Genomic DNA, 23,281 nt, shown 5'->3' with positions numbered 1-23,281 from the left:
GACACGCCATGCCCCGCACCGTCGCCGAGAAACGCGCCGCCTTTCGCACGCTGCACGAATCCGGTTGCTTCATGTTGCCGAATCCCTGGGACGCCGGTTCCGCGCGCTATCTCGCGACGCTCGGCTTCAAGGCGCTCGCGACGACGAGTTCGGGCTTCGCATGGTCGAAGGGCCACGCGGACAATCACGTCACGCGCGACGCGGTGCTCGCGCATTTGCGCGAGATCGTCGAAGCGACCGATCTGCCCGTGAACGCGGACTTCGAAAGCGGCTTCGGCGCAACGCCGGACGAGGTCGCGCAGAGCGTGAAGCTCGCCGTGGAAACGGGCGTCGCGGGCTTGTCGATCGAAGATTCGACGGGGGACGCATCGTCACCTCTCTTTCCGGTCGATGTCGCCGTGGCGCGCATGAAAGCGGCGCGGCGCGCGATCGACGAAACCGGCGGCGACACCTTGCTCGTCGGCCGCGCGGAGAATTTCTTCGCGGGCAAGCCCGATATCGACGATGCGATCGCGCGCCTCAAAGCGTATTCCGATGCCGGCGCGGACTGTCTCTACGCGCCCGGCATCAAGACGCGCGAGCAGATCGAAGCGGTGGTGAAGGCCGTCGGATCGAAGCCGGTGAATCTGCTGATCGGCGGCGTGTCGGAGTTCACCTTGAGCGATGTCGCGGCGCTCGGCGTGCGGCGCGTGAGCGTCGGCGGAGGGCTCGCGCGCGCGGCGTGGGGCGGCTTCATACGCGCCGCGCAAGGCCTCGCCGATGGCCGCTTCGACGGTTTCAAGGACGCGGCGGCGGGCAACGATCTGAACGGAATCTTCGAGGCGCGGGCGTAGTTCTTCACCGTAAAGGGGACGATGACAATGGCTCGCGAAATCATCCGCGTCGAACCGCTTTCGACCTGGCTCGAACGCTTCAAGGCGCCGACGTCCGCCGTCACGCGCCACGGCGATACGGTCTACGTGTCGGGCTTTCCGCCGTTCGATCCGCAGACCGGCGAGGTCGTTGCGGATGCGACTATCGAACGTCAGACCGAACTGGTGTTGCAGCAGTTGAAGCTGTGCGTCGAGACGGCGGGTTCGTCGCTCGATCAGGTGTTGAAGTGCAACGTCTACTGCACGTCCGTCGATGCGTTCCCCGTCGTCAACGCGGTCTACGCGCGCTTTTTCGGGCCGAACCCGCCGGCACGCATCTTCGTCAACGTGCCGGCATGGCCGGGAGGATTCGACATCGAGATCGACTGCGTGGCGGCGGTGGCCTGAACGTCGCTATGGTCGATAACGTCAGTCCGCGTGCGCCCGATCGAACGCCCAGACTTCCGGAAAACCCATCAGCTCGCACATCTCGGAGAACGGATACATGGTGCCGACGGTGCCTTGCGTGCCTTTACGCGCGAGGATTTCGCCGTAGACATCCTTCAGCGCCTTCGCCACGGACAGAAACCCCGACGCCGGATAAATCGCCAGCGAAAATCCGAGCTTCTGCAATTCGTCGGGCGCGAGTTGCGGCGTGCGTCCGCCTTCGACGACATTCACGAGCAAGGGCATATCGAACGTACGCCCGATCGTCTCCAGCTCTTCCACGCTCTCCGGCGATTCGATGAACAACACGTCCGCGCCCGCCTTCGCATAGGCCTCGCCGCGGCGCAGCGCTTCGTCGAGCCCGAGCGACGTGCGCGCATCGGTCCGTGCGACGATCTGAAAGTCGCCGTCGCTACGGCTTTCCGCCGCGACCTTGATCTTGCGCACCATGTCTTCCGTTGCGATCACGCGCCGCCCCGGCGTATGCCCGCACTTCTTCGGGAATTCCTGATCTTCGAGTTGAATGCCCGCCGCGCCCGCCTGCTCGTAACCCCGCACCGTGTGCGCGACATTGAGCAAGCCGCCATAACCCGTGTCGCCGTCGCAGATCATCGGCGTGTTCGTGCCGCCGCAAAACGCCGCGACGCGATCGACCATGTCGGTGTAAGTCGCGAGCCCGGCGTCGGGCAAGCCGAGATAAGACGCGACCGTGCCGAAGCCCGTCATGTAGAGGCAATCGAAGCCCATCGAATCGGCCATTTTCGCGGAGATCATGTCGAAGATGCCGGGCGCGGTGACGATGTCCTTGCGCGCGAAACGCGCTTTCAGTGCCTGTCGCTTGCTTTCATGCGTGACGCTCATGACGGTTTCCTCAGAAAGTTTCAACGATGCGATTCGTGCGAAAGCGCCGACGCCGCGAGCGCGCCATCGGCATCGGGCGAAGGGGCGATGTCTTCCAGCGAACGGCGATTCGTCTCGATGCCGAACACGGCCAGCACGACGGCCATCACGACGAGCGCGCCGATGATCATCGACAGCACGTCCTTCACGCCGCCCGCCGTGTACATCACGACGACGAGCTGCGGCGCGAGGATGCCCGTGACGCGTCCCGCGCAGCCCGCGATGCCGTTCGCGCGCATGCGGTTCTCGGTCGCGAAGAGTTCGGGAATGTACGTCGCGATGCCGAGCGCGACCATCAGATACGTTAGCGTAAAGAGGAGGAAGCCGAGCAGCGTGGCCATCGCGACGCCGGTGGAGTGGCCGTAAAGCCAGCCGATCGCCGCCGCGAGCGCCGCGACCGCGATCAGTCCGTTCTTGCGCCCGACGCGGTCGGCGATCAGCACGCCGACGAGCGCGCCCGCGGGGCCGCCGAGCGACATCAACGTCGAATAGCCGAGCGACGACGCCATGCCGATGCCCTGCTTCATCAGGAACGTCGGCACCCAGACGATGAAGCCGTAGATCACCATGTTGACCGCGATCTGCACGACGATCGACACGAACGTGCGGCGGAACTGCGAGGGCGAGAACAGCTCGATCAGCGTGGTCTTCTTCGTCACGGTGCGCGGCGCGTCGTCGATGGGCGGCAGCGGCGCGTGCCGCGACGATTCTTCTTCGGCGGCGCGCAGGATCGCTTCGGCTTCGGCGTAGCGGCCTTTCGATTCGAGCCAGCGCGGCGACTCGGGCATTTTCTTGCGGATGACCCACACGATCATCGCGCCGATGCCGACGATCGCGAACATCGCGCGCCAGCCGATCGCCGGAATGATCAGATAGCCGAGAAACGTCGAGAAAAAGAGCGCCGAATTCGTGATGAGCGACAGATACGCCGACCACTTGCCGCGCACGGCGGGTGGCATGAACTCGCCGACCGATCCATAACCGACGACGATCTCCGCGCCCAGCCCGAGCCCCATGAAGAAGCGGCACACGATAAGCCACGTCATGTTCGGTGCGAACGCGCCCGCAATGGAAGCGAGGCCGAACACCGCGAGATTGAACTGATACGTGAACTTGCGGCCTCTGGCGTCGCCGAGCACGCCCGCCGTGAACGCGCCGATCAGCATGCCGACGAACGTCGACGAGAGGAACGCGGCGTTGAGCTGCATCGTCGACCAGCCGCTCTTGGTCAACGCGCCGAGCACGCCGCCCGCGAGATAGATGTCGAACGAATCGAGGAACATGCCCGCGCCGATCAGCCACAGCACGCGCTTGTGAAAGCCGGAGATCGGTAATCGGTCCAGACGCGGGCCGGCGCTTACGGTGCTTATGGTCGTGCCATCGGTGCTCAGCATGTCGTGTCTCCAGTGCCGCTTTTTGCGGCTATCAACGACGGTTCGTAATGCTGTTGTGACCCGGACCGCTGCGTGCTCAGGACGCGGAATGCTCCCGGACGTGGCGGTCGAGCACCGCCTTTTCGGCGGCGAGAATATGGCATCGCGTGATGGCTTCCGCCCACGCGGCGTTGCGCTGTTCCAGCGCGAAAACGATCTCGACGTGCTGGCGCGCGCTGCGCTCGCGGTCTTCGTCGCCATAGGTGTCGAAGGTCCACTTGATGAGCGGCGTTTCCTTCATCGACCTGAGCGAGCGATCGAGGCGCGCGTTGTTCGCGGCGGCCGTGATGATCGCGTGAAATTCGCCGTTCGCGGCGAACCACGCTTCGCAGGATTCGGATGTCGATGGACGTTGCGTGATGTCGAGCATCGCATCGGCGAGCGACTTCAGGCGCGCGATGTCGGCGGCGCCGATCGCAAGCGCCGCGCGCCCGGCGAGATACGGCTCGATCAAAAGACGCGCCTCGAAGATCTCGCGCGCGTCCTGCAAGGTCCACGCTTTCACGCGCACACCGTAGTTCGCGCGCGTTTCGACCCAGCCTTCGGCATCGAGCCGGCGCAACGCCTCGCGCACGGGCGTGCGGCTCACGCCGAGACTTTTGGCGAGCTGTTCCTCGCGCAGATATTGGCCCGCGCCGTATTGGCCGCCCGCGAGCGCATCCTTGATGGCGGCGTAGACGTCATCCGCCGAACGCGCCGGTTCGGGCGGGATTGTATGCAAAACAGGTTGGGGCTGCGCCACTTCGGCCTCGTTTATGGCGATCGACGATATTATTGTATGCAATGTCGGCGCGATGAAACGTGGGGATTTCCCGCGGTGTCCGCTTACTTCTTTCGTTTCGCCATGTAGCCGAGATAGGCGATGAGCGCATCGAGATCGGTGTCGCTGATTGCGTTTTTGTCGAAGGCGGGCATTTTCATCTCGGGCCACGCGCGGATCGACTTCGGGTCGCGGATGAACGACTCGAGCACCCGCGGCTGGAAATATTCGGTCGGGTTGCGCGGGATGTTCAGGTCCGGGCCCATCGATGCATCGCCCGCGCGGTTCAGCTTGTGGCACACCATGCATTGCGTCGCGAGGACGATCCGGCCGCGGCGAATCGGCGAATTCGCGGGCACGTTTTTATCGACGGCGATTTGCGGGAAGCGCGCGGCGAGCGTCGGCGCGATGCGGATCGCGTCGACCTTGAAGGGCCATTGCTCGCTCGTCACGCCCGACGCGGCCGGGTCGATCCACACAATGTAGAAAGGAGCGATATCGCCGCTGCCCGGTATCTGCGGCCACGGTTCGTCCGGCGACTCGATCGCGAGCCACGGCTCGGCGCGCTTCTTCGCGTCGCCGAAAAGCAGCTTCGCGGAAAAGTGCGTGACGAAGCCATCGGTCGCCGTGATCTGCAGTTCCTTGCCGGCGGGCAATTCGGTGATGCCCAGCAGCGCGCGCAACGGGACCGCGCGGTACGTCATCGTGCGATGAAACGTGACGTCGTTCGGCACGCGGATGGTCGCGGCGTCGGGGCGCGCGAGCAACTGCTCGGTCGTGAGCGAGCGCTCGCCGCCGACGTTGATCGCGAGCGTCGCCGCCATCGACGTTATGCAGGCCAGCATCAGGCTCACGAGCGCGAATGCATGTCTGATGCGCATACGGTCTCTCTTCGACACATCGAGACGCTACGTTACCGCAACTGCTCCTGCCACACCGCGCGATTCGCCGCCACGAACGCTTCGACGGTTTGCGGAGCCGTTCCCGTCACACGTTCGATGATGCTATCCGTGCCCTCGAAGACGCCGTTGTGATAATCGACAGCCACCTCGACGAAATGCTGAATCGTGAAATCCGGGAGGTCGTAGTGGCGCAAATGTTCCCGGTAAGCGTCGAGCGTCGCTGGCTTGTAGGCGATCTTCTTTCCCAGCACGTCGCTCATCACGCTCGCAATCTCCGATTGATTCATTTGCGCCGGCCCGCACAGTTCGTATGTCTTGCCGACATGATCGTCCGGGTTTGCAAGCACGGCGGCGATGAAGCGCGCCTGGTCTTGCGCCCCGATAGGCGCATGGCGGCCCTCGCCGAACGGCAGCGCGATCTCGCCGTCGCGAACGATCGTGTCGCGGACCCACGGAAAGACGAGCCATTCGGAGAAGAACGTCGGCCTGATATGGATGGTCGGCACGCCGGCCCAGTCGAGCACGCGCTCGGCAATCCAGTGATCCCGCGCCGCGTGACTCTTCGCGTTCTCGCGAGCCGAGATTTGCGACATGTTCACGACTGCTTTCAGTCCCGCGCGCCGCGCCGCATCGGCGAAATAGGCAGTGGCCTGGATGAAACCCGGACGGACGGGATAACAGAGATACGCTGCATCCATTCCGTCGGTCGCGCGAATGGCGTCATCGTGCGAAAGAAGATCGCCGGTCATGATTTCAGCGCCGGTCTTCCGAAGAGCCTCGCTGCGTTCATCCTCCTTGCGAACGAGCGCGCGCACTGCGTGACCGCTGTCGAGAAGGTTTCGTACGGTGTGAACACCTGTCTTGCCGGCGGCGGCCGTAACCAGAATCTTGCGCGGTTCCATGATGAATCTCCTTTGAGTGCATATGCACCGTTTTGAGTAAACGACTTCGAATCGATATTTCATTGATCTGGATGTTAGTCATAATCCAGATCGGCGGCAATTCTTCATGGCTCAACTCAGAATTGCCCGGCTCGCATCAATGGAAAACGGGTCGCCGGATTACACTTGGCCGCCGGAGCAGCGTGGAGATGTCGGATGGGTTATTCGCAGGCACAGAAGGTCGAGACGCGTCAGCGCATCGTGGAAGTGGCGGCAAAACGCTTGCGCGAGCGCGGCATCGATGGCGCGAGCATCGCCGATCTCATGAACGAGGCCGGACTCACCGTAGGCGGCTTTTACAAGCACTTCGCTTCTCGCGACGAACTCGTGCGAGAAGCGTTCGAGTATGCGTTGCGAGACATCGAGTCGTGGCAGGCGTCGATCCCGACCGATCCGCAACGGGCGATGCGCGCGTATCTATCGGTAGATCATCGGGACAACATTGAACGCGCCTGTCCGATTTCCGCGCTGGTCAACGACATGAGCCGCTGCACGGACGCGACTCGGGACGTGTATTCCGTGCGCGTCGAGAAGATTATCGGGCTCATTGTTCAGGCATCGCCCGCGCTGCTCGACGCAACGAAGCGCGCCGAGGCGTTCCACATACTCAGCGCGTGCGTCGGTGCGGTGACGCTGTCGCGGGCGGTATCGGACCCGGAGTTGTCCAGCCAGATTCTCGATGGCGCGCTGAGCGGCGTGCTCGCGATGCTGTCCACGGAACGCGGCGCCGGCGCGTGATCGGAACCGTTCACCGATTTGGTGCCTGTGCTAGACCTGTCAGACCCCACGCACTGGCAGGCAATCCATCCGGCGAAGGCAGTATGCGTGTACTGTTCTACTCGGGCGACGCGTCGCCCGTCTGCGTTTGTCTTTTCTGCAAGAACGTCCAGGCCGGCGCCGGGTCACAAACCTCGGCCCGGCGTCCTGCTCCACCCCTTCTTAGAGTGAGGATTACCATGCCGTTCGTCACGACCAAAGATGACGTCGAAATTTTCTATAAGGACTGGGGGCCGAAGGACGCGCAACCCATCGTCTTTCATCATGGCTGGCCGCTTTCCGCCGACGACTGGGACGCGCAGATGCTGTTTTTCGTCCAGCGCGGATATCGCGTGATCGCGCACGACCGGCGCGGGCACGGCCGCTCGTCGCAAGTCTCCGACGGGCACGATATGGACCACTACGCCGCCGACGCTTTCGCGGTCGTCGAAGCGCTGGACCTAAAGAATGCCGTCCACATCGGACACTCGACGGGCGGCGGCGAAGTCGCCCGATATGTCGCGAAGCACGGCGAACCGTCGGGTCGGGTCGCCAAGGCGGTGCTCGTGAGCGCGGTGCCGCCGCTGATGCTGAAAACCGAAGCCAATCCGGAAGGCCTGCCTCTCGAAGTCTTCGACGGCTTTCGCAAGGCGCTCGCCGACAACCGCGCCCAGTTCTTCGTCGATGTTCCCACGGGTCCGTTCTACGGCTTCAATCGCCCGGGCGCGACGGTTCATCAGGGCGTCATCCAGAACTGGTGGCGTCAGGGCATGATGGGCAGCGCGAAGGCGCATTACGAGGGCATCAAGGCGTTCTCGGAGACCGACCAGACCGAAGACCTGAAGTCGATCTCCGTGCCGACGCTCGTTTTGCATGGTGACGACGATCAGATCGTGCCCATCGCCGACGCTGCGCTGAAGTCCATCAAGCTGCTGAAGAACGGTACGCTGAAGACGTATCCCGGCTACCCGCACGGCATGCTCACGGTCAACGCGGACGTTCTCAACGCCGACCTGCTCGCTTTCGTGCAAGGCTGATTGAAGTAAGAAGAGGCGAGCCGGTATCGACGCCGGCTCGTTCCTGTGAAGCACATCAAAGCGTCAGCCTGAAACTGCGCGCAAGCAGCCCGGGCAACAGCAAACCGCCGGTCGAGCGCTCGCCCCATGTCGAGTCGTTCAGCAGCAATTCCGGCGTCGCGCCGAGCCGCTCGAATTCGCTGCCGAGCAAGCGATAAAGACTGTCGTCGAAGCGCATCGCATCGACGGGCGCGACGATCTCGCCGCCTTGCACCCAGAACGTGGCGAAGCGCGTCATGCCGGTCAGGCGGCAATCCATCCGGTCGGAAAAATTCACGTACCACAGGTTGCCTATATACAAGCCCGTGTCGATGGCGGAGAGCACGTCGCTGTCGGCGAGATCGCCTGCGTGCATCGACAGCGAAACCGGCATTTCATTCGCGAGCGCGCCGTTGGGACGCAAACCGTATTCGCGGGCCGTGCGCGCGCTCGTGAGTTGCCGCGTGCCGCGTCCCGCCTCGATGAGCGCCACCGTCTCGCGCTGATAGCCGTCTTCGTTGAAGCGCGGCGCGATGCCGAGATCGAGGTCTTCGATCAGCGTGACGCGCTCGTTCAGCGCGACATCCCCGCGATTCAGCCGATACAGCTCGCTGCGCGCCGTCGCCTGTTGCCGCGCCGAAAACCCCGTGAACGAGGCGGCGCCGATGAGTTCAGCGAGCGCACTCGGCGCGAGCCACGCGCGATACGAACCGGGGGCGAGCGTGCGCGGCGCACGCGCGAGCACCGGCATGCGCGCCGCGGCTTCGTCGATCTTTCTCGCGAACGTTTCGTCGCTCCATTCTTCGCTCGCGTAAGTGGTCTTGATCGCGCGTCCGCTCGTATCGAACAAGGACCAGCTAAAATTGAAATTCTCGACTTCGTGCCAGCCGCGGCTGCCGCTCGACGACGCGAAGCCGCGCACCAGCGCGCCACCCGCGTAAAAGCCGACGAAGTCGAGACCGGCCGCACTTCGTTCGACTGCGCTCAACAGCGTTTCGATGGCCGGCAGCGTGCCGCGTCGCCGCGTGGTCTGCGTCCACGTCGACGTATCGACGAGCAAATGAGGATCGGGGCTCGCGTCCCGCAGCGCCTCGCGCAGCCCGTCGAGCGCGCTGGCGAGGGCATCGCGATCCAGTTGCGCATCGCCGCATATCGTGAGCGTCGAATAAGCCTGACGTTCGTCCTCGATGAGCCGCACGGTCAGCGTGCCTTGCGATACGTGCCCGATCTGCCGCACCTTGCCCGCATTGAAGCGCACGAAGTCCGACGCCTCGGCGGCCAGCGTCGTCAACGACATTTCGCCCGGCGCGAGCCGCTCATCGATAGCGTCGGCGAGCAGCAGGAAATGGCGATGCCAATCGATCGTCGCGGCGTTCATCGCGTGCCTCCGAATACATCCACGTTGCGGAACACGCACGCGGGCGAGGCGTGGCCCACACGCGCGATCTGCATCGGCTCGCCCTTGCCGCACAGCGCCGTGCCGTAGACGCCGCGCGTGTCCTCGTTGCCGACGGCGGCAAGGCTTTGCCAAAAGCTCGCCGATATGCCCCGATAACCCGGCTGCCGCACCACTTGCGTAAGCTCGCCGTCTTCGATCAACTGCCCGAACTCGCAGCCGAACTGAAATTTGTTGCGATGATCGTCTATGGACCACGAAGTATTCGTGCGCATGAGAATGCCGCGCTCGATGCCGGCGATCATCTCGTCGAGCGAACTCGTGCCCGGCTCGATGTTGAGATTCGCCATCCGATCGATGGGCGGACGATTCCAGCTCGATGCCCGCGAATTGGCGACGCCCGCGATTGCCGCGCGCTGTTGCGAGAGCGTGCCGCCGAGCGCGCGTTCCAGCACGCCGCCGCGGATCAGATAGTGCTTGTTTGCCGCCGCGCCGTCGTCGTCGAACGCGTAGGCCGCGGCCTCGCCGGGCAGACTTGGATCGAACGTTACATTGAGCAGCGGCGAGCCGTATCGATAGCTGCCGAAAAACGCCGGCTTCACGAAGCTCGATCCGGCGAAGTTGCGCTCGTCGCCGAGAATGCGGTCGAGTTCGAGCGGATGTCCGATCGACTCGTGTATCTGCAGCGCCATCTGGTCGGGCATGAGCAGCAGATCGCGCACGCCGCTCGGACAGTTCGGCGCGGCGAGAAGCGCGAGCGCCTCGTGCGCAAGCCGTTCGCCCGCGCCGTCGAAACCGAACCGGTCGAGTATCTCGACGCCGCCTTGCGCGATCGTCCCGAAATCGCCGCCGAGCGTGCGGACTTGCGTATCTCCGTCGGCGTGGGCGGCGACCGTGAGTTGCGGCATCACGAATCTGAAGCGCTGCTCGATGCGCACGCCGTCGCTCGTAATGAAGATCTGCTCGCTCTCGACGATCTGCACCGACGCGATGCGCTCGACGATGCGCGCATCGACGCGCGCCGCCGCGCATTCGTGCGCGAGCCTCGCGAGCCATTCGCGCTGCGCCGGAAGCGCCGCTGCCATGTGCGGCGACTCGTACGCACCGCTTTTCGACGGACGCGCGGCGCGCCGGTGATCGAAGAGCGAGAGCCGCGCGCTCGCATCGGCGCGGCGCGCGGCGATATCGAGCGCAGCTTGCAGGCCCGCCGTGGACAAATCCGGCGTCGCCGCGTAGCCCGCGCCCGCGCCGCGCCACGCGGTGAGCATCGCGCCGCGATCGCGCACGCGACGCAGTGGCTGGGCCACGTCGTTGCGCACCTGATGATCGTCCGTGCGTTCGTCGACGAAGCGCACGGAATAGAAATCCGCGTCGCTTGCGAGTGCGCGGACGCGTTCGTCGAGCCGTTCATCGGTCATGTCGGTTTCCCTATGTCGCAGTCGGCGCGGACGCGGTTCTCATATGCGATTCGCAAAGCGGGCGGCGAGCGCGGCCCTGAAACGGGCGGCGATTTTGCCGAAGCCCGCGCCGGTCGGATGCAGTTCGTTGGCCCAGTCATCGGGCGCGAGCGTGCCTTGCGTTTCCACGAGCGCCATGTTGTTGGCGGGATCGCTCGCGAGCCGCAGCAGCATCGCGCGGAATTGGACGAGGATGGTCTTCACGATCAGCGTGCCGGGCGCGAGGTCCGGCCAGCCGCGATCGACGAGCGAAGGGCGAAGCCACGGTCCGGCGAAATGGCACGCGGGCGTGCCGGTGGGAATCGCAAAGTCGTAAGCGTGCACGAAGATGGGCGCGCGGGGCGCGAACTCGTCGCGGATGCGGATCAGATCGACGTAGGCGCTTTCGACGACGCCGAAGATATCGGCGAGCCGCCGGATATCGACGCCTTGCGCGGGATCGTCGCCGACCGCGTTCGCATCGCGCAGCCAGAAGCGGAATTGATCGCCGACCACGTCGTTGCCGCCGCCGGAAAACAGCAGTGCGTCGACGGGTCCGTTGGCCTTGTCCTTCAACTGCTCGATGAGGCGGTTGCGCTTGTTCACGCCGAGGAGCGTCGTGGTCGCGTCGCTGTAGTGCGCGAGCTTGAGGATCAGCGGCGCGGGGTCGCCCGTATGCTTGAGCGCCTGCAAGACATCGGTGGCATGAAGCGGGTCGGGCAGCGGATAGTCGAACCAAGAATCGCCGTCGCCGACGAGGATGAGCGGCTCACGCGCGCCAGCCTGAGACGCCCTCGCTCGGCGCACTTCGTGCTGGTGCGCCTTGATGCGTGCATCAAGATCCTGCTGGATCTGTTCCTGCCAGTGCTCGTAGAGGTTGCTCGCCGGACCGGTCATCGCGTGTCTCCGTTGCGCGCGTACACGCAGCCATTCTACTGGCGTCGCCGAATGGACACGTTAAGTCGTAAGCTCGAACAGAACGAACGAGGACCGCAATGGCGAAACGCACACCCGAACCGTGGTATCACCCGCCGCAGGAGGAAATCTGCGCGCTATGCGGGCGCGCGGTGCCGCCGTCGGAACGCGATCTGCATCATCTCGTGCCGAAATCGCAAGGCGGACGGCAGACCGCGGTGCTGCATCGCATCTGTCATCGGCAATTGCATGCGCTCTTCACCGAGAAGGAACTGGCGCAGCGCTATTCGACCGTCGATGCACTGCTCGCGCATGAAGCGGTGCATAGCTTCGTCGAATGGGTGAAGACCAAGCCGGACGGGTTCTATCAGCGCACGCGGCGTGCGCGTACGCGCTGAAAAACGCATGTCACTGCGCGCAGGACGTTTCGCTCAGATACGCCGTCATGCCGAAGCGCTGCAGAATGAAATTCTCCACGACGAGACGAATATCCGCTTCACGCGGCCGCGTGCCCCAGCGGCTGTTTCCCGCCACCGACGCCACCGTGAACCACGATTGCGGCGGAAACAATTCGACGCGCAGCATGCCGCGTTCGAAGATCCTGAGCCGCCCCGTATCGATATGAAACTCGGCGCTGACCGCGCCGCCCGGCATGCCGATGCTTGCCGTAATTGCATTCGCCTTCATGGTCTCGCTCTCTCAAAGTGCCGTCTCTGCGCGCACGCTTACCTTAGGGCGCTCATCTCCGCTCGGCCATCCCCATCAAGCAGGGAGCCGAAAGAAGGGCACACGATTGTCAAATTCTCCGGCAACGCGATTGCGCAATCTTTTCGAAAGGCATAATCGCGCCGCCATTTCGGCAGAGTTCTTTTTATAGGCATACAGTACCGGCGTTGCGTATAGCCGCCGAAATACCGGCGCAATCGGCAAGTCGCTCGCAACGCGTGCGGTGCATGACGGCGACCGTTCGCTGCCGCACGAAAACAACCACCTGATCCGCTTCATCAGCCGGCCTTTTTGCATTGCGCCGGGGCCGGCTCGTTCACAGAAGATTCAAACTCAAGAGGGAAGCACAATCATGCTGAAAGCGTATTCCTATGCAGCCGCCGCAGCCGACAAACCGCTCGGTCCGCTCGAAATTCAGCGCCGTGATGTCGGTCCGAACGATGTGCGCATCGACATCTTATTTTGCGGCGTGTGTCACTCCGATCTGCATATGGCGAGAAACGAATGGGGCGGCTCGAACTATCCGGTCGTGCCGGGACATGAAATCGTCGGGCGCGTCGCGGAAGTCGGCGCGGATGTCTCGAAGTTCAAGGTCGGCGATCTCGCGGGCGTCGGCTGCATGGTCGATTCGTGCCGCGTGTGCGCGTCCTGCCAGGAAGGACTCGAACAGTTTTGCGAGAGCCCCGAGAGCTTCACGCAAACCTACAACTCGCCGGACAAGAAGTCGGGCGGCTTCACGGCGGGCGGCTATTCGACGAGCATCGTCGTCGATGAAGCGTTCACGCTCAGCATCCCCGGGAACCTGGAACTGGCCGCAGTCGCGCCGTTGCTGTGCGCGGGCATCACGACCTACTCGCCGCTGCGCCACTGGAACGTTCAGAAGGGGCAGAAAGTCGGTATCGTCGGCCTCGGCGGTCTCGGTCACATGGGCGTGAAGATCGCCGCCGCGATGGACGCGCATGTCGTGCTCTTCACGACGTCGCCAGGCAAGATCGAGGACGCGAAGCGTCTGGGCGCGCATGAAGTCGTGATCTCGAAAGACGCGGCTCAGATGGCGACGCACGCGAACAGCTTCGACTTCATTCTGAACACGGTGGCTGCATCGCACGATCTCGATCAGTTCATGGCGCTGCTCAAGCGCGACGGCACGATGACGCTCGTCGGCGCGCCGGAGCATCCGCATCCGTCGCCCTCGGTGATGAACATGATCTTCAAGCGCCGCTCGCTCGCGGGATCGCTCATCGGCGGTATCGCCGAGACGCAGGAAATGCTCGATTTCTGCGGCAAGCACGGCATCACGTCGGACATCGAGATGATTCGCATGGACGAGATCAACAACGCCCACGAGCGCATGTTGAAGAGCGATGTGAAGTATCGCTTCGTGATCGACATGGCGACGATGGAGAAGTAAGCCGGAGCGTCACCGGGGCGCGTTCGACGATGCGCCCCGTCATCGCCGGCAGCGTCTTGCCGCGCTTCTTCATGCGTTCCGCATCGCTCGATCGGCTAGCTTTCCTAAGACGAAAGTGTTGGGAAAGCCGACCGTTCAGGTAAAAAGAACCGCTCGATCTAGACAAAAGCTCGCCAAATCGTTGCGGAAAACCTCACGTTAGACTTTTTTACACTTTAATCGGATGGCGGTCCTAAACGTCTGAATACAATCGGAAATTGTTAAAGATTGTGCAATCGTCGGGACTTAATGAACACGAAGCGAAAAACAATACTTTCCATCTTTGGAACGCGGCCCGAAGCCATCAAAATGGCGCCGCTCGTGAAGGCGCTGGAAGCGGAGCCGGAAATTCGTTCCGTCGTGTGCGTGACCGGCCAGCATCGCTCGATGCTGCAGCAAGTGCTGGATTTGTTCGAAATCACGCCGCATCACGATCTCGCGGTCATGTCGGAAAACCAGAGCCTGAACGGTCTGACTTCGCGCCTCATCGCGTCCATCGATGACGTCATCACGAAAGAGCAGCCGGATCGCGTGCTCGTGCACGGCGACACGACCACCGCGACGGCGGGCGCGCTCGCCGCGTTTCATCGGCAGGTGCCCGTCGCGCACGTCGAGGCGGGACTGCGCACCGGCGACATGAAGAGCCCGTGGCCGGAAGAGATGAACCGGCGTTTCGTCGATGTCGTGAGCGATCTGATGTTCGTTCCGACCTCGCGTTCGCGCGCGAATCTCGCGATGGAAACGCTGCATGGACGCGCGTTCGTCACCGGCAACACGGTGATCGACGCCCTGCAGTCCGCCACGAAGCGCATCGATTCGCAGGACGCGCTGCGCCGCGCGCTCGATGCGCGCTTTCCGTTTCTCGATGCATCGAAGCATCTGGTTCTCGTCACCGGTCATCGGCGCGAGAGCTTCGGGCGCGGCTTGCGCGATATCTGCGCGGCGCTCGTGCGTCTCGCCAGGCGTTCGGACGTGCAGATCGTCTATCCGGTCCATCTGAATCCGAACGTACGTGCGACGGTGATTAGCGCGCTCGGCGGCGCGCCGAACGTGTTTCTCATCGAGCCGCAGGACTATCTCGGCTTCGTGCGGCTCTTGCAGCGCGCGACGCTCGTGCTGACCGATTCCGGCGGCGTGCAGGAAGAGGCGCCGTCGCTCGGCAAGCCCGTGCTCGTGATGCGCGATGTCACCGAGCGCCCCGAGGCCATCGACGCGGGCACCGCCGTGCTCGTCGGCACGCACAGCGACGCCATCGCCGCGACGGTCCATCTGCTGCTCGACGACACGAACGCCCGCGCGGCCTTCGCGCGCAACGTCAATCCGTACGGCGATGGACGAGCTTCGGCGCGCATCGTCGCGGCGCTTGCGGGCCGCCCGTTCGAGGAATTCAAACCCGTGACGCCGCGCTCGAAAGATGTGGCGCGCGTCATGCGCGAGGCGTTCGCGTAATTCTTCGGCCGCATACGCATCGCCTGTCGCGCCAAGGCCGGGCCGCGACTTCGGGCACGTGTTTCTTCAGCAACAGCCGCTTGATCGTCCCGGCCAGGGAATCAGCAATCGGCAATCAGGCTTCGCGCAATCGAGGCGATCGCGCGCGAGTGCTTGTGCCTTCGCGGCCATCCCGCCACGGTGCGTCAACTTCGAGTCACTCAACTTGGTCAACGACATCTTCAAGCGGCGCGGCTTGCGCGCCGTTCTGGTTTCAATCGTGCTGTTCGCGGGTTGGCAGCATGCCGCGATCGGCGCGACCGCGACGGACAGCGGCATCGCGGGCGCGCTCGGGCGTCTCGGCGCGGATGTGCCGGAGACGCGCACCGTGACCTTGCGGCAACTCGGCCTCATCGAAAGCGTGACGCTCGGCGCGCCCGATACGCGCCGCGAATTCTTCCTGCCGGTGCCCGCAGGCGTGCCGATCACCGATGCCACGCTGCAATTCGACGGCGGCTACGTGCGCGGCGACGGCGGCCGCGTGACGATGCTCCTGTCGCTCGACGGCTCGCCGGTGCTCGCGCGCGCGTTCACGCAGGACGCGGGCGGCGTGTCGGTCAATCTCGGCGTCGATGGCGCGGCGCGTTCCACAGGCTTCGTGCGCATGGGGCTCGGCTTCGCGTCGGTGGTCAGTCAAGGCGAGTGCTCGGATCAGACGGCCATCGGCAACGTGCTGCGTGTCGATCCGACGACGCGTCTCACGTTCCGCTTCAATCCCGCCGACGTGCAGGACTTGCGCACCGCGTGGAGCGCGCTGCCTTACGCGCCGGTGCTCGCGGTGTCGGGCCGCAAGCTGTCGACGAACGCATTCGACACGGCCTGGCGCACCGATGCGCTGCTGCAACGCGACGGCAAGCGCCCCGTGATGCAGGCGCTTCCGGCCGTGGGCGATACCGTGGATCTCACGGGCATCGACGTGCCTGCGCCGCTGCGCAACGTGCCCGCGTTCGCCGCGCTCGCAGCGGGCGGCAAGCACGCGATCGCCGACGACGCCGAACTCGGCGCGCTCGTCGCGTTGGGCGCACGCGCGGCGTTCGGCCCGGACGTGGTCGTCGCCGACGAGACGATGCGCAAGACCATCAACGGCGCGCTCGACGCATTGCGCGCGCAAGTCGCGAACACATCGGGCGATGCGCTCGCCGCCTTCGACGCATGGCGCAGGCAATCCGCGTCGCAACTGACATCGCCTCTCGCGCCGGGTGAAGTGCGCGTCGCGCATGTGGGCGGCCGCGCGATGATCGTCGTCGGCGACACGCGCGGCATCGGCGCGCTCGCGCTCGGCTGGCGTCCCATCGACGTATCGAACCGCGTGATCGTGCATCGCATCGACGTGGCGCAGCAGACGCGCGGCGACACCATCGCGCTGTCCGATCTCGGCGGCGATCCGCGCAGCGTCGACGTGCAGACGGCCGCCTCGTGGGACGCGCGCTTCGATCTCGCCGCGGCGTCGGGCAACGGCCGCCTGCCGGAGCAGGTCGTGCTCGATCTCGCCGCATCGCCGACGCTTTCCAACGGCGCCGCGACCGCCACCGTGTACTTCAACGACGTGATGATCGGCGCGAAGCTCATCAACGTCGACGGCGCGCGCCAGCGTCTCGTCGCGCCGATTCCGCGCTATGCGCTCGCGCGCACCAACGATCTGCGCGTGACCTTCCGCCGCCAGCCCGACGGCGGCTGTCAGGCGCGCCAGACGTATCCGGTCGCCGTGCTGCCGTCGAGCCATCTGCGTCTCGCGAAGGGCACGCCCGACGACACCTTCGCGGGCATGGCGGCGCGCTACGCGTCGTCGGCGACGGTGTACGTGCCGCGCGCCTGGCTCGACGATGCATCGAACAGCGTGCCGCGCCTCGCCGTGCTGACCGGCGCGGCGGGTATCGCGCCGGTATCGGCGAAATTCGTGGTGAGCGCGGCCGACGCCCCGGCGCATCCCGACGGCCCGTTCCTCGCCGCCGACGTCGAACTCGCCGACGAAAAGAATCCCGCCGTGTATTCGGCCGAGCGTCTTTCGCTGACATCGCCCGCGCGCGATACGCTGCTCGACATGTCCGGGCTGTCGCGCGTCGCGGTGGTGAGCGTCGCGAGCGCGGGCGGCGAGAGCGGCGTCGTGTATCGATCGGCGGGCGCGGCGCCGGTGCTGACGGACAAGCTCCAGCTTTCGCGCGGCAATATCGCCGTGGTCGACGGCAGCGGCGTGCTCAAGCAGTTCGACACGGTCAATCCCGAAGAGATGACCGACGAACCCGCGTCGAGCGCCGACTGGGTCACGCGGCACTGGGCGCGCTGGGGCATTCCGGCCGTGCTCGTGGTGCTGCTGCTCGCGTTGATCGCGCTCGCGGGTCAGGCGCGCCGCCGACATCGCAACGCGCGCGCCGGCGATGACGAGGATCGCGCGTGATGCCGGATGCGCTCAGGTGGTACGGCGAGATACTGCTCGCCGAGTACTACCAGGGACTCGAATACGTGGCCGCGACGGTCGCGGCGATCATCCTGCTTTCGAGCCTGGACGATCTCTTCATCGACGCCTGGTACTGGACGCGGAAGTGCTGGCGGCGCGTGACGGTCGAGCGCCGTTATGCGCCGCTCACCGTCGAGCAGCTTTATGCGCGCGACGAGCAGCCCATCGCGATCATGGTGCCCGCGTGGCAGGAGCACGACGTGATCGCCGCGATGATCGAGGATCTCGTGCGCGTGCTCGACTATCGCGCGTACACGGTGTTCGTCGGCACGTATCAGAACGATGCGGCGACGATCGCCGAAGTGGAGCGCATGCGGCATCGCTACAAGCATCTGCATCGCGTGGAAGTGCCGCACGACGGCCCGACGTGCAAGGCCGATTGCCTCAACTGGCTCGTGCAGGCGATCCTGCATCACGAGTTCGAAGCCGGAATGGAGTTCGCGGGCATCGTCATGCACGACAGCGAAGACGTGCTGCATCCCGTCGAGCTGAAGTCCTTCAACTATCTCCTGCCGCGCAAGGACATGATCCAGTTGCCGGTGGCGTCGCTCGAACGGCACTGGTTCGAGCTCGTCGCGGGCACGTACATGGACGAGTTCGCGGAATGGCACGCGAAGGATCTCGTCGTGCGCGAGAGTCTTGCGGGCGCGGTGCCGTCGGCGGGCGTGGGCACGTGCTTCTCGCGCCGCGCGATCCTCGCGCTCGTCGAAGAGACGGAGCAGCAGCCGTTCAATACCGAAAGCCTCACCGAGGACTACGACATCGGCACGCGCATCACGCGGCTCGGCATGCAGTCGATCTTTCCGCTCTTTCCCGTCGAATTCGCGACGCGGCGCAAGGTCTGGTTCGGTCTCGGCCCCGAGCGCGAAATCAGACTGACGATGCCGCTGTGCGTGCGCGAGTTTTTCCCCGACACGTTTCGCACCGCCTATCGGCAGCGCGCGCGCTGGACGCTCGGCATCGGCTTGCAAGGCTGGGCGCTGACGGGCTGGAGCGGGTCGCTCGCGAACCGCTATCTGCTGATGCGCGACCGCAAGGGCGTGGTCACGGCGTTCGTCGGCATGCTCGCGTATCTGCTCGCCGTGCAGTTCATGCTCTTCGCGACGGCTTCGTACTTCGGCCTCGCGAGCGATTTCTTTCCGTCGCCCTTCATCGATTCGGGGTGGCTGCAAGCGCTGCTCGCCGCGAATTCGGTCGCGCTCGTCTTGCGAGTCACGCAGCGCATCATCTTCACGACACGGCTCTATGGCTGGGAGCACGGCGTGTTGTCGGTGCCGCGCATGGTCATCGGCAACGTCATCAACTTCATGGCGGTCGCGCGCGCATGGCGGCTTTTCATCGTGCATATGGTGACGGGGCGGCGGCTCGCGTGGGACAAGACGATGCACGACTTCCCGAGCAACGAGGGCCTGCGCGACACGCGTCAGGATGTGGGCGAACTGCTCGTCTCGTGGCAGGCGATCGCGCCCGAGCGGCTCGAAGAAGCGCGGCAGACCGATCACGCGCGCGAAGCGCCGATCGGCCGCGTGCTCATCACGCGCGGCTGGCTCGACGAGGAAACGCTCGCTGAAGCGATCGCGTTCCAGGCGGACCTGCCGCGCGGACGTTTCGACGCGGCGCGCATGGAACTGAAGCACATCGCGACGCCGGAAACGCTCGTGCGCCTGCGCGCGCTGCCGCAGGGCATCGATGCGAACGGGCACGCCGTGTTCGTCTGCGCCAGCCTGCTCGACGATGCATCGCTCGCCGAATTGCGCGCGACGGCGGGCGGCGCGGTCGCGTTGCAGATCGTGCGCGAGAGCGAGATCGCGGCGGGCTTGCGGATGCTGCGCGCGGCCGGCATGCCGGTGCTTTCGGGCGATGCCGAAGACGATGCGTCGCCCGCGCTTGCCGACGACGCCGCCGCGCGCGGCGTGCCCTTGCTCGGCGACATCATGATCGAAATGGGCCTCGTCACGCGCAGCGCGTTCGAGGCCGCGTTGTGGGACTATCGGCCGGAGCGGCACGGGCGCATCGGCGATTACATGGTGGCCGAAGGGATCATCATGTCCGATGCGCTGACCGCCGCGGTTGCGGAGCAGCGTCGCCGCTATCTCGCGCGGGCCGGCATTCAATGACGCCGCGCGTTCGCGTTGCGGTGTGCGCCGCGCTCGCGCTGTGCGGCGCGGCTGCATCGCGTGCGGACGAAACCTTGCCGCTGCCTTTGAGCGGCGCGGCGTATCGCGTGGCGCGCGACGCGTTCGCGGGTTACGGCGAGCATCGTTATGCCGATGCCATCGCCGGTGCGCGCGAAGCGATTCGCCAACGGCCCGACGTCGCGGATTTGCGGCTGTTGCTCGCGAATTCGCTGGCGGCGCGCGGGCGTCTGAAGGACGCGAGCCGTGTGCTTGCCGAAGCCATCGCGCAGCTCGGTCCGTCGCCTTCGCTGAGCGCGCGGCGCAGACAGATCGATATCCTGATCGCCTCGGGCGGCGTGCCGGACGATTTGCCTGAGCCGGCGTCGAAGGCGGCGCGCGCCGCGTATCGCGATTATGCGAAGAAGGATTACGCGTCGGCGGTTGCGCAGAGCCGTGAAGCGGTGCGTCTTGCGCCGCAGGTCGAGCGTCTGCGTTATCTGCTCGTCGATTCACTCGCCGCATCCGGCGACGATGCCGCGGCCTATGACGCCGCCGTAGACGCATCGAAGCGCTTCGGCGAGCGCGACGCCTTGCGCGAGCGGCGACGCTTCATCGGCGACAGGCTCGCGCCGGATGCGTCGAAGGCCGCATATGCGGCGCGCGAGCGCGGCGACCTCGACGCGGCGCAAGGTTTCGCGCGAAACGCGGTCATGTATGCGCCCGCGCGGATGGATTTCCGCATGCAGCTCATCGAGATAATGTTCGCGCGCAGCGATCTCACGGGCGTGGAAGCCGCGACGAACGATGCAAACGCAATCGATCGTGACGATGCGCTCGCCTGGGCGCTGCGCGGTTACGCCCGCGCGGCGCGTGGCGACGACGCGGACGCCGACTTCGCGCACGCGCTTTCGATCGATACGAACGACGCACGAAAAAAACGCGATGCCCGCGTCGCGCGCACGATCGTCGCGGATGTGCGGCTCGCGCAAGGGAACCCGCAGGCGGCGCTCGATGCGCTGCCGTCCGTCGCGACGCAAACGCCCGACGACACCGATGCCGCGATCACGTTACGCCGCCATCGCGCGCAAACGATGTTGCGCCTGGCCGCGACGCAGACCGCGCAAATCGATCCCGGCGCGCGTCCGACATTCGAATGCCGCGAAGACCGGTTCGGCGCATCGTGCGATGTCTATGCGCACGATCCCGCGCTCGCCGCGACACGCGAAGCGCGTCTCGCCGAACGTCGCGGCGATCGCGGCGCGGCCATCGGCTTTTGGCGCACGGCGATTGCCGAAGTGCCCGACGATCCGCAGCCGCGCATCGCGCTGATCGACGCGCTCGCGGCGACGGGCCGCACGCGCGAGGCATCGAACGAAGCGCGCGCCTCGATCGATGCGAACCTGCTCGATTCGATGACCGCGACGCAGGCCGCGTTCATCGCGCAGCGCGCGGGCGACACTGCGCTCGCGCTGGATTACTTCGCGCGTGCCGAACGCGAGGGCAAGCTGCCTGCATCGGCCGAAGCCGACGCCGGTTACGCGGCGCTCGATCTGCGTCGCAAGGACGAAGGCGTGAGGTATCTGGAACACGCGATCGACCATAGCGCGGATGCGCCCGCCGGCGAAGCGCTCTCACGCGAAGCACTGAACGACGCGCGCGCGGCGCACGCCGAAGCGACGCGCAACTGGGGTTTCGGCGCGTCGGTGAACTATCGCGGCAACGGCGCGCAGCAAGGCTTCCCGTTCGCGCCGACGCCGGGCGTGTCGAACAACTGGCAGGCGGGCGCGGAGGCGTACTGGCGGCCATTCGGCAGCCTCGGCGACCGCATGTTCGAGGTGTACGCGCGCGGCTACGAGAACTTCGGCGTGACGGGCGGCGGGCCGTCGGGGGTATCGACGTTGCAGGCGGCCATCGGCGCGCGCGTGAAGCCGTTCGCGTCGGCGAATGCGATCTTCGCCGTCGAGAAGATTTTGCCGATCGGCTCGGACGTGCGCTCCGACTGGCTCGCGCGCGCCGCGTATTCGAACGGTTTCGGCGACACGCGCAGGCTCGACGCGCCGAGCTGGTGGACGGGCACGGTGTACGGCGAGGCGGGCCATTACATCGGCAACGATTCGACGTACGCGACCGCGAACGCGCGACTGGGCCGCACGTATCGCGTCGATGCGATCAGTCCGCGTTTAACGGTGTTTCCGCATGCGGTCCTCGGCATGGACTACGATTCGGCGGTCGATCACAGCGTGCCAGTGGGCGTCGGCGCGGGCGTGGCGGCGCGCTACTGGTTCCGAGGCGGTCCGTACGACGCGCCGCGTTCGTTCGTGGATGTGGCCGTGCAATATCGTTTTCGCGCCGCCGGCGACGATCGCGCGCGAGGCGTGTTCTTTTGCGCGGTATTCTCGTACTGATGTCCTCTTTAATCTCCGTCCTCGTCATTGCGTGCTGCCTTGCGTGCGCTCCGGCTTCGGCTCGTGCCGATGCCGCGCGCGTGCGTCTCGTCGACGGCATCGTGTGGCAGCCCGACAATGCGCACGCCGATCCGCGCGGCGACTGGGACAAGATCGGCGCGCATGAACTGATCGTGCAATGGACGGCGGTGGACGGCATCGCGTTCGTGCCCGGCGCCGGGATGCGCGCGGCGCCGCGGATGCCGGACTGGGAGCGCATCGGGCAGGAGCCGTGGGCGCGCGATGTGATCGTCGGACTCGCGGGCCGTTTCGACGAAGCGGCGGCGCGCGCGAATGCATCGCAGTTGTTCATCGAATCGATGCGGCTCGCGGAGGTACATCCGCCCGTGCATGTGACGGGCTATTACTTTCCGGTCGAGATCGATCCGACGTGGCAGAACGCGGGCGCGCTGCGCACGCTGCTCGATGCCTTGCCGCGGCCGTTGTGGGTGAGCGTTTATGATCGCGCGAATGTCGGTGGGGTGGCGCTCGCGGAATGGCTCGATCAGTGGTTGCCGAAAGATGTCGGCGTGTTGTTGCAGGACGGGTGCGGGGTGTATGCGAGAGAGCCGCGCGTCGCGCGCGAGTACGCGGATCAGATTGCGGCGAAACTCGGACGGCATCGGGTGAGGATTATTGCCGAAGCGTTTCGGCCGCAAGTGGGGGGTGGGTTTCGGCCGGGCACCGTGGATGAGCTTAGGCCGCAGATCGATGCATATCGGGGATACAGGACTTACCTTTTCGATGGGCCGCATTATGTTTCAGCCGATATCGTGAAGGGGCTGGTTGATGCTTATCGGCAGCGCTAG

At 65.2% G+C, this 23,281-nt stretch carries 20 protein-coding genes; 11 read left to right on the top strand and 9 right to left on the bottom strand.

Annotated elements, in window-relative coordinates:
* Positions 1-8: 8 nt before the first annotated feature.
* Both NCS28_RS23405 and NCS28_RS23400 read left to right on the top strand, forming a co-directional pair.
* Positions 9-833 carry an isocitrate lyase/PEP mutase family protein gene (locus tag NCS28_RS23405; RefSeq protein WP_250516159.1) on the top strand — a complete coding sequence of 275 codons (825 nt, stop codon included), beginning with the start codon at positions 9-11 and terminating at the stop codon, positions 831-833.
* Positions 834-860: 27 nt separating this feature from the next.
* Positions 861-1,259 (top strand): RidA family protein, encoded by a 399-nt coding sequence (locus NCS28_RS23400; protein WP_250516158.1) that lies wholly within the window; start codon positions 861-863, stop codon positions 1,257-1,259.
* Positions 1,260-1,280: 21 nt separating this feature from the next.
* On the opposite strand, the gene NCS28_RS23395 is transcribed toward NCS28_RS23400, so the two are convergent.
* The 5 genes from NCS28_RS23395 to NCS28_RS23375 all read right to left on the bottom strand — a co-directional run bounded on the left by NCS28_RS23395 (position 1,281) and on the right by NCS28_RS23375 (position 6,195).
* Positions 1,281-2,159, bottom strand: a complete 879-nt coding sequence (locus tag NCS28_RS23395; protein ID WP_250516157.1) for an isocitrate lyase/PEP mutase family protein — start codon at positions 2,157-2,159, stop codon at positions 1,281-1,283.
* A gap of 20 nt (positions 2,160-2,179) precedes the next feature.
* Entirely contained in the window at positions 2,180-3,592 is a 1,413-nt protein-coding gene (locus NCS28_RS23390) for an MFS transporter (RefSeq protein WP_250516156.1), read from the bottom strand.
* Positions 3,593-3,668: 76 nt separating this feature from the next.
* The gene (locus NCS28_RS23385; protein ID WP_250516155.1) at positions 3,669-4,373 is read right to left on the bottom strand and encodes a GntR family transcriptional regulator; all 705 of its coding nucleotides are present in this window, start codon (positions 4,371-4,373) and stop codon (positions 3,669-3,671) included.
* Between the two features lie 83 nt (positions 4,374-4,456).
* Positions 4,457-5,272, bottom strand: coding sequence for a c-type cytochrome (locus NCS28_RS23380; protein WP_250516154.1), 816 nt, complete (start codon positions 5,270-5,272; stop codon positions 4,457-4,459).
* A gap of 32 nt (positions 5,273-5,304) precedes the next feature.
* Positions 5,305-6,195 carry an NmrA family NAD(P)-binding protein gene (locus tag NCS28_RS23375; RefSeq protein ID WP_250516153.1) on the bottom strand — a complete coding sequence of 297 codons (891 nt, stop codon included), beginning with the start codon at positions 6,193-6,195 and terminating at the stop codon, positions 5,305-5,307.
* Positions 6,196-6,390: 195 nt separating this feature from the next.
* On the opposite strand from NCS28_RS23375, the gene NCS28_RS23370 reads away from it, so the two are divergent.
* Positions 6,391-6,972, top strand: a complete 582-nt coding sequence (locus NCS28_RS23370; RefSeq protein WP_250516152.1) for a TetR/AcrR family transcriptional regulator — start codon at positions 6,391-6,393, stop codon at positions 6,970-6,972.
* A gap of 218 nt (positions 6,973-7,190) precedes the next feature.
* Positions 7,191-8,027: an alpha/beta fold hydrolase gene (locus NCS28_RS23365; protein WP_250516151.1), complete on the top strand. Its 837-nt coding sequence runs from the start codon at positions 7,191-7,193 to the stop codon at positions 8,025-8,027.
* Between the two features lie 55 nt (positions 8,028-8,082).
* Here the strand turns inward: NCS28_RS23365 and NCS28_RS23360 are convergent, their stop codons facing one another.
* The 3 genes from NCS28_RS23360 to NCS28_RS23350 are packed head-to-tail and all read right to left on the bottom strand — an operon-like array spanning position 8,083 to position 11,774.
* Positions 8,083-9,423 (bottom strand): metallopeptidase TldD-related protein, encoded by a 1,341-nt coding sequence (locus NCS28_RS23360; RefSeq protein ID WP_250516150.1) that lies wholly within the window; start codon positions 9,421-9,423, stop codon positions 8,083-8,085.
* Positions 9,420-10,859, bottom strand: a complete 1,440-nt coding sequence (locus NCS28_RS23355; protein ID WP_250516149.1) for a TldD/PmbA family protein — start codon at positions 10,857-10,859, stop codon at positions 9,420-9,422. Before NCS28_RS23355 ends, NCS28_RS23360 begins: the two co-directional genes overlap by 4 nt.
* A 39-nt stretch (positions 10,860-10,898) precedes the next feature.
* Positions 10,899-11,774, bottom strand: a complete 876-nt coding sequence (locus tag NCS28_RS23350; RefSeq protein WP_250516148.1) for an SGNH/GDSL hydrolase family protein — start codon at positions 11,772-11,774, stop codon at positions 10,899-10,901.
* Positions 11,775-11,872: 98 nt separating this feature from the next.
* On the opposite strand from NCS28_RS23350, the gene NCS28_RS23345 reads away from it, so the two are divergent.
* Entirely contained in the window at positions 11,873-12,190 is a 318-nt protein-coding gene (locus tag NCS28_RS23345; RefSeq protein ID WP_250516147.1) for an HNH endonuclease, read from the top strand.
* A gap of 10 nt (positions 12,191-12,200) precedes the next feature.
* On the opposite strand, the gene NCS28_RS23340 is transcribed toward NCS28_RS23345, so the two are convergent.
* On the bottom strand, positions 12,201-12,479 hold the full coding sequence (locus NCS28_RS23340; protein WP_250516146.1) for a hypothetical protein: 279 nt from the start codon (positions 12,477-12,479) through the stop codon (positions 12,201-12,203).
* Between the two features lie 391 nt (positions 12,480-12,870).
* On the opposite strand from NCS28_RS23340, the gene NCS28_RS23335 reads away from it, so the two are divergent.
* The 6 genes from NCS28_RS23335 to NCS28_RS23310 all read left to right on the top strand — a co-directional run bounded on the left by NCS28_RS23335 (position 12,871) and on the right by NCS28_RS23310 (position 23,281).
* Positions 12,871-13,929 (top strand): NAD(P)-dependent alcohol dehydrogenase, encoded by a 1,059-nt coding sequence (locus NCS28_RS23335; protein WP_250516145.1) that lies wholly within the window; start codon positions 12,871-12,873, stop codon positions 13,927-13,929.
* Between the two features lie 348 nt (positions 13,930-14,277).
* Entirely contained in the window at positions 14,278-15,417 is a 1,140-nt protein-coding gene (wecB, locus tag NCS28_RS23330; protein ID WP_502801233.1) for a non-hydrolyzing UDP-N-acetylglucosamine 2-epimerase, read from the top strand.
* A gap of 205 nt (positions 15,418-15,622) precedes the next feature.
* Positions 15,623-17,851: a cellulose biosynthesis cyclic di-GMP-binding regulatory protein BcsB gene (locus NCS28_RS23325; protein ID WP_250516143.1), complete on the top strand. Its 2,229-nt coding sequence runs from the start codon at positions 15,623-15,625 to the stop codon at positions 17,849-17,851.
* Complete coding sequence (locus NCS28_RS23320; protein ID WP_250516142.1) at positions 17,851-20,028, top strand: glycosyl transferase family protein; 2,178 nt, start codon at positions 17,851-17,853, stop codon at positions 20,026-20,028. The genes NCS28_RS23325 and NCS28_RS23320 overlap by 1 nt, the downstream gene beginning before the upstream one ends.
* Positions 20,025-22,433 carry an NfrA family protein gene (locus NCS28_RS23315; RefSeq protein ID WP_250516141.1) on the top strand — a complete coding sequence of 803 codons (2,409 nt, stop codon included), beginning with the start codon at positions 20,025-20,027 and terminating at the stop codon, positions 22,431-22,433. The genes NCS28_RS23320 and NCS28_RS23315 overlap by 4 nt, the downstream gene beginning before the upstream one ends.
* Entirely contained in the window at positions 22,433-23,281 is an 849-nt protein-coding gene (locus NCS28_RS23310) for an alpha-amylase family protein (RefSeq protein ID WP_502801232.1), read from the top strand. Before NCS28_RS23315 ends, NCS28_RS23310 begins: the two co-directional genes overlap by 1 nt.

Origin of the sequence: Caballeronia sp. INDeC2 (genome assembly GCF_023631325.1) — a bacterium.
GTDB lineage: Bacteria > Pseudomonadota > Gammaproteobacteria > Burkholderiales > Burkholderiaceae > Caballeronia.
Note: the sequence above shows the minus strand (reverse complement) of the source record. Positions and strands in the feature narration are given on the sequence as shown.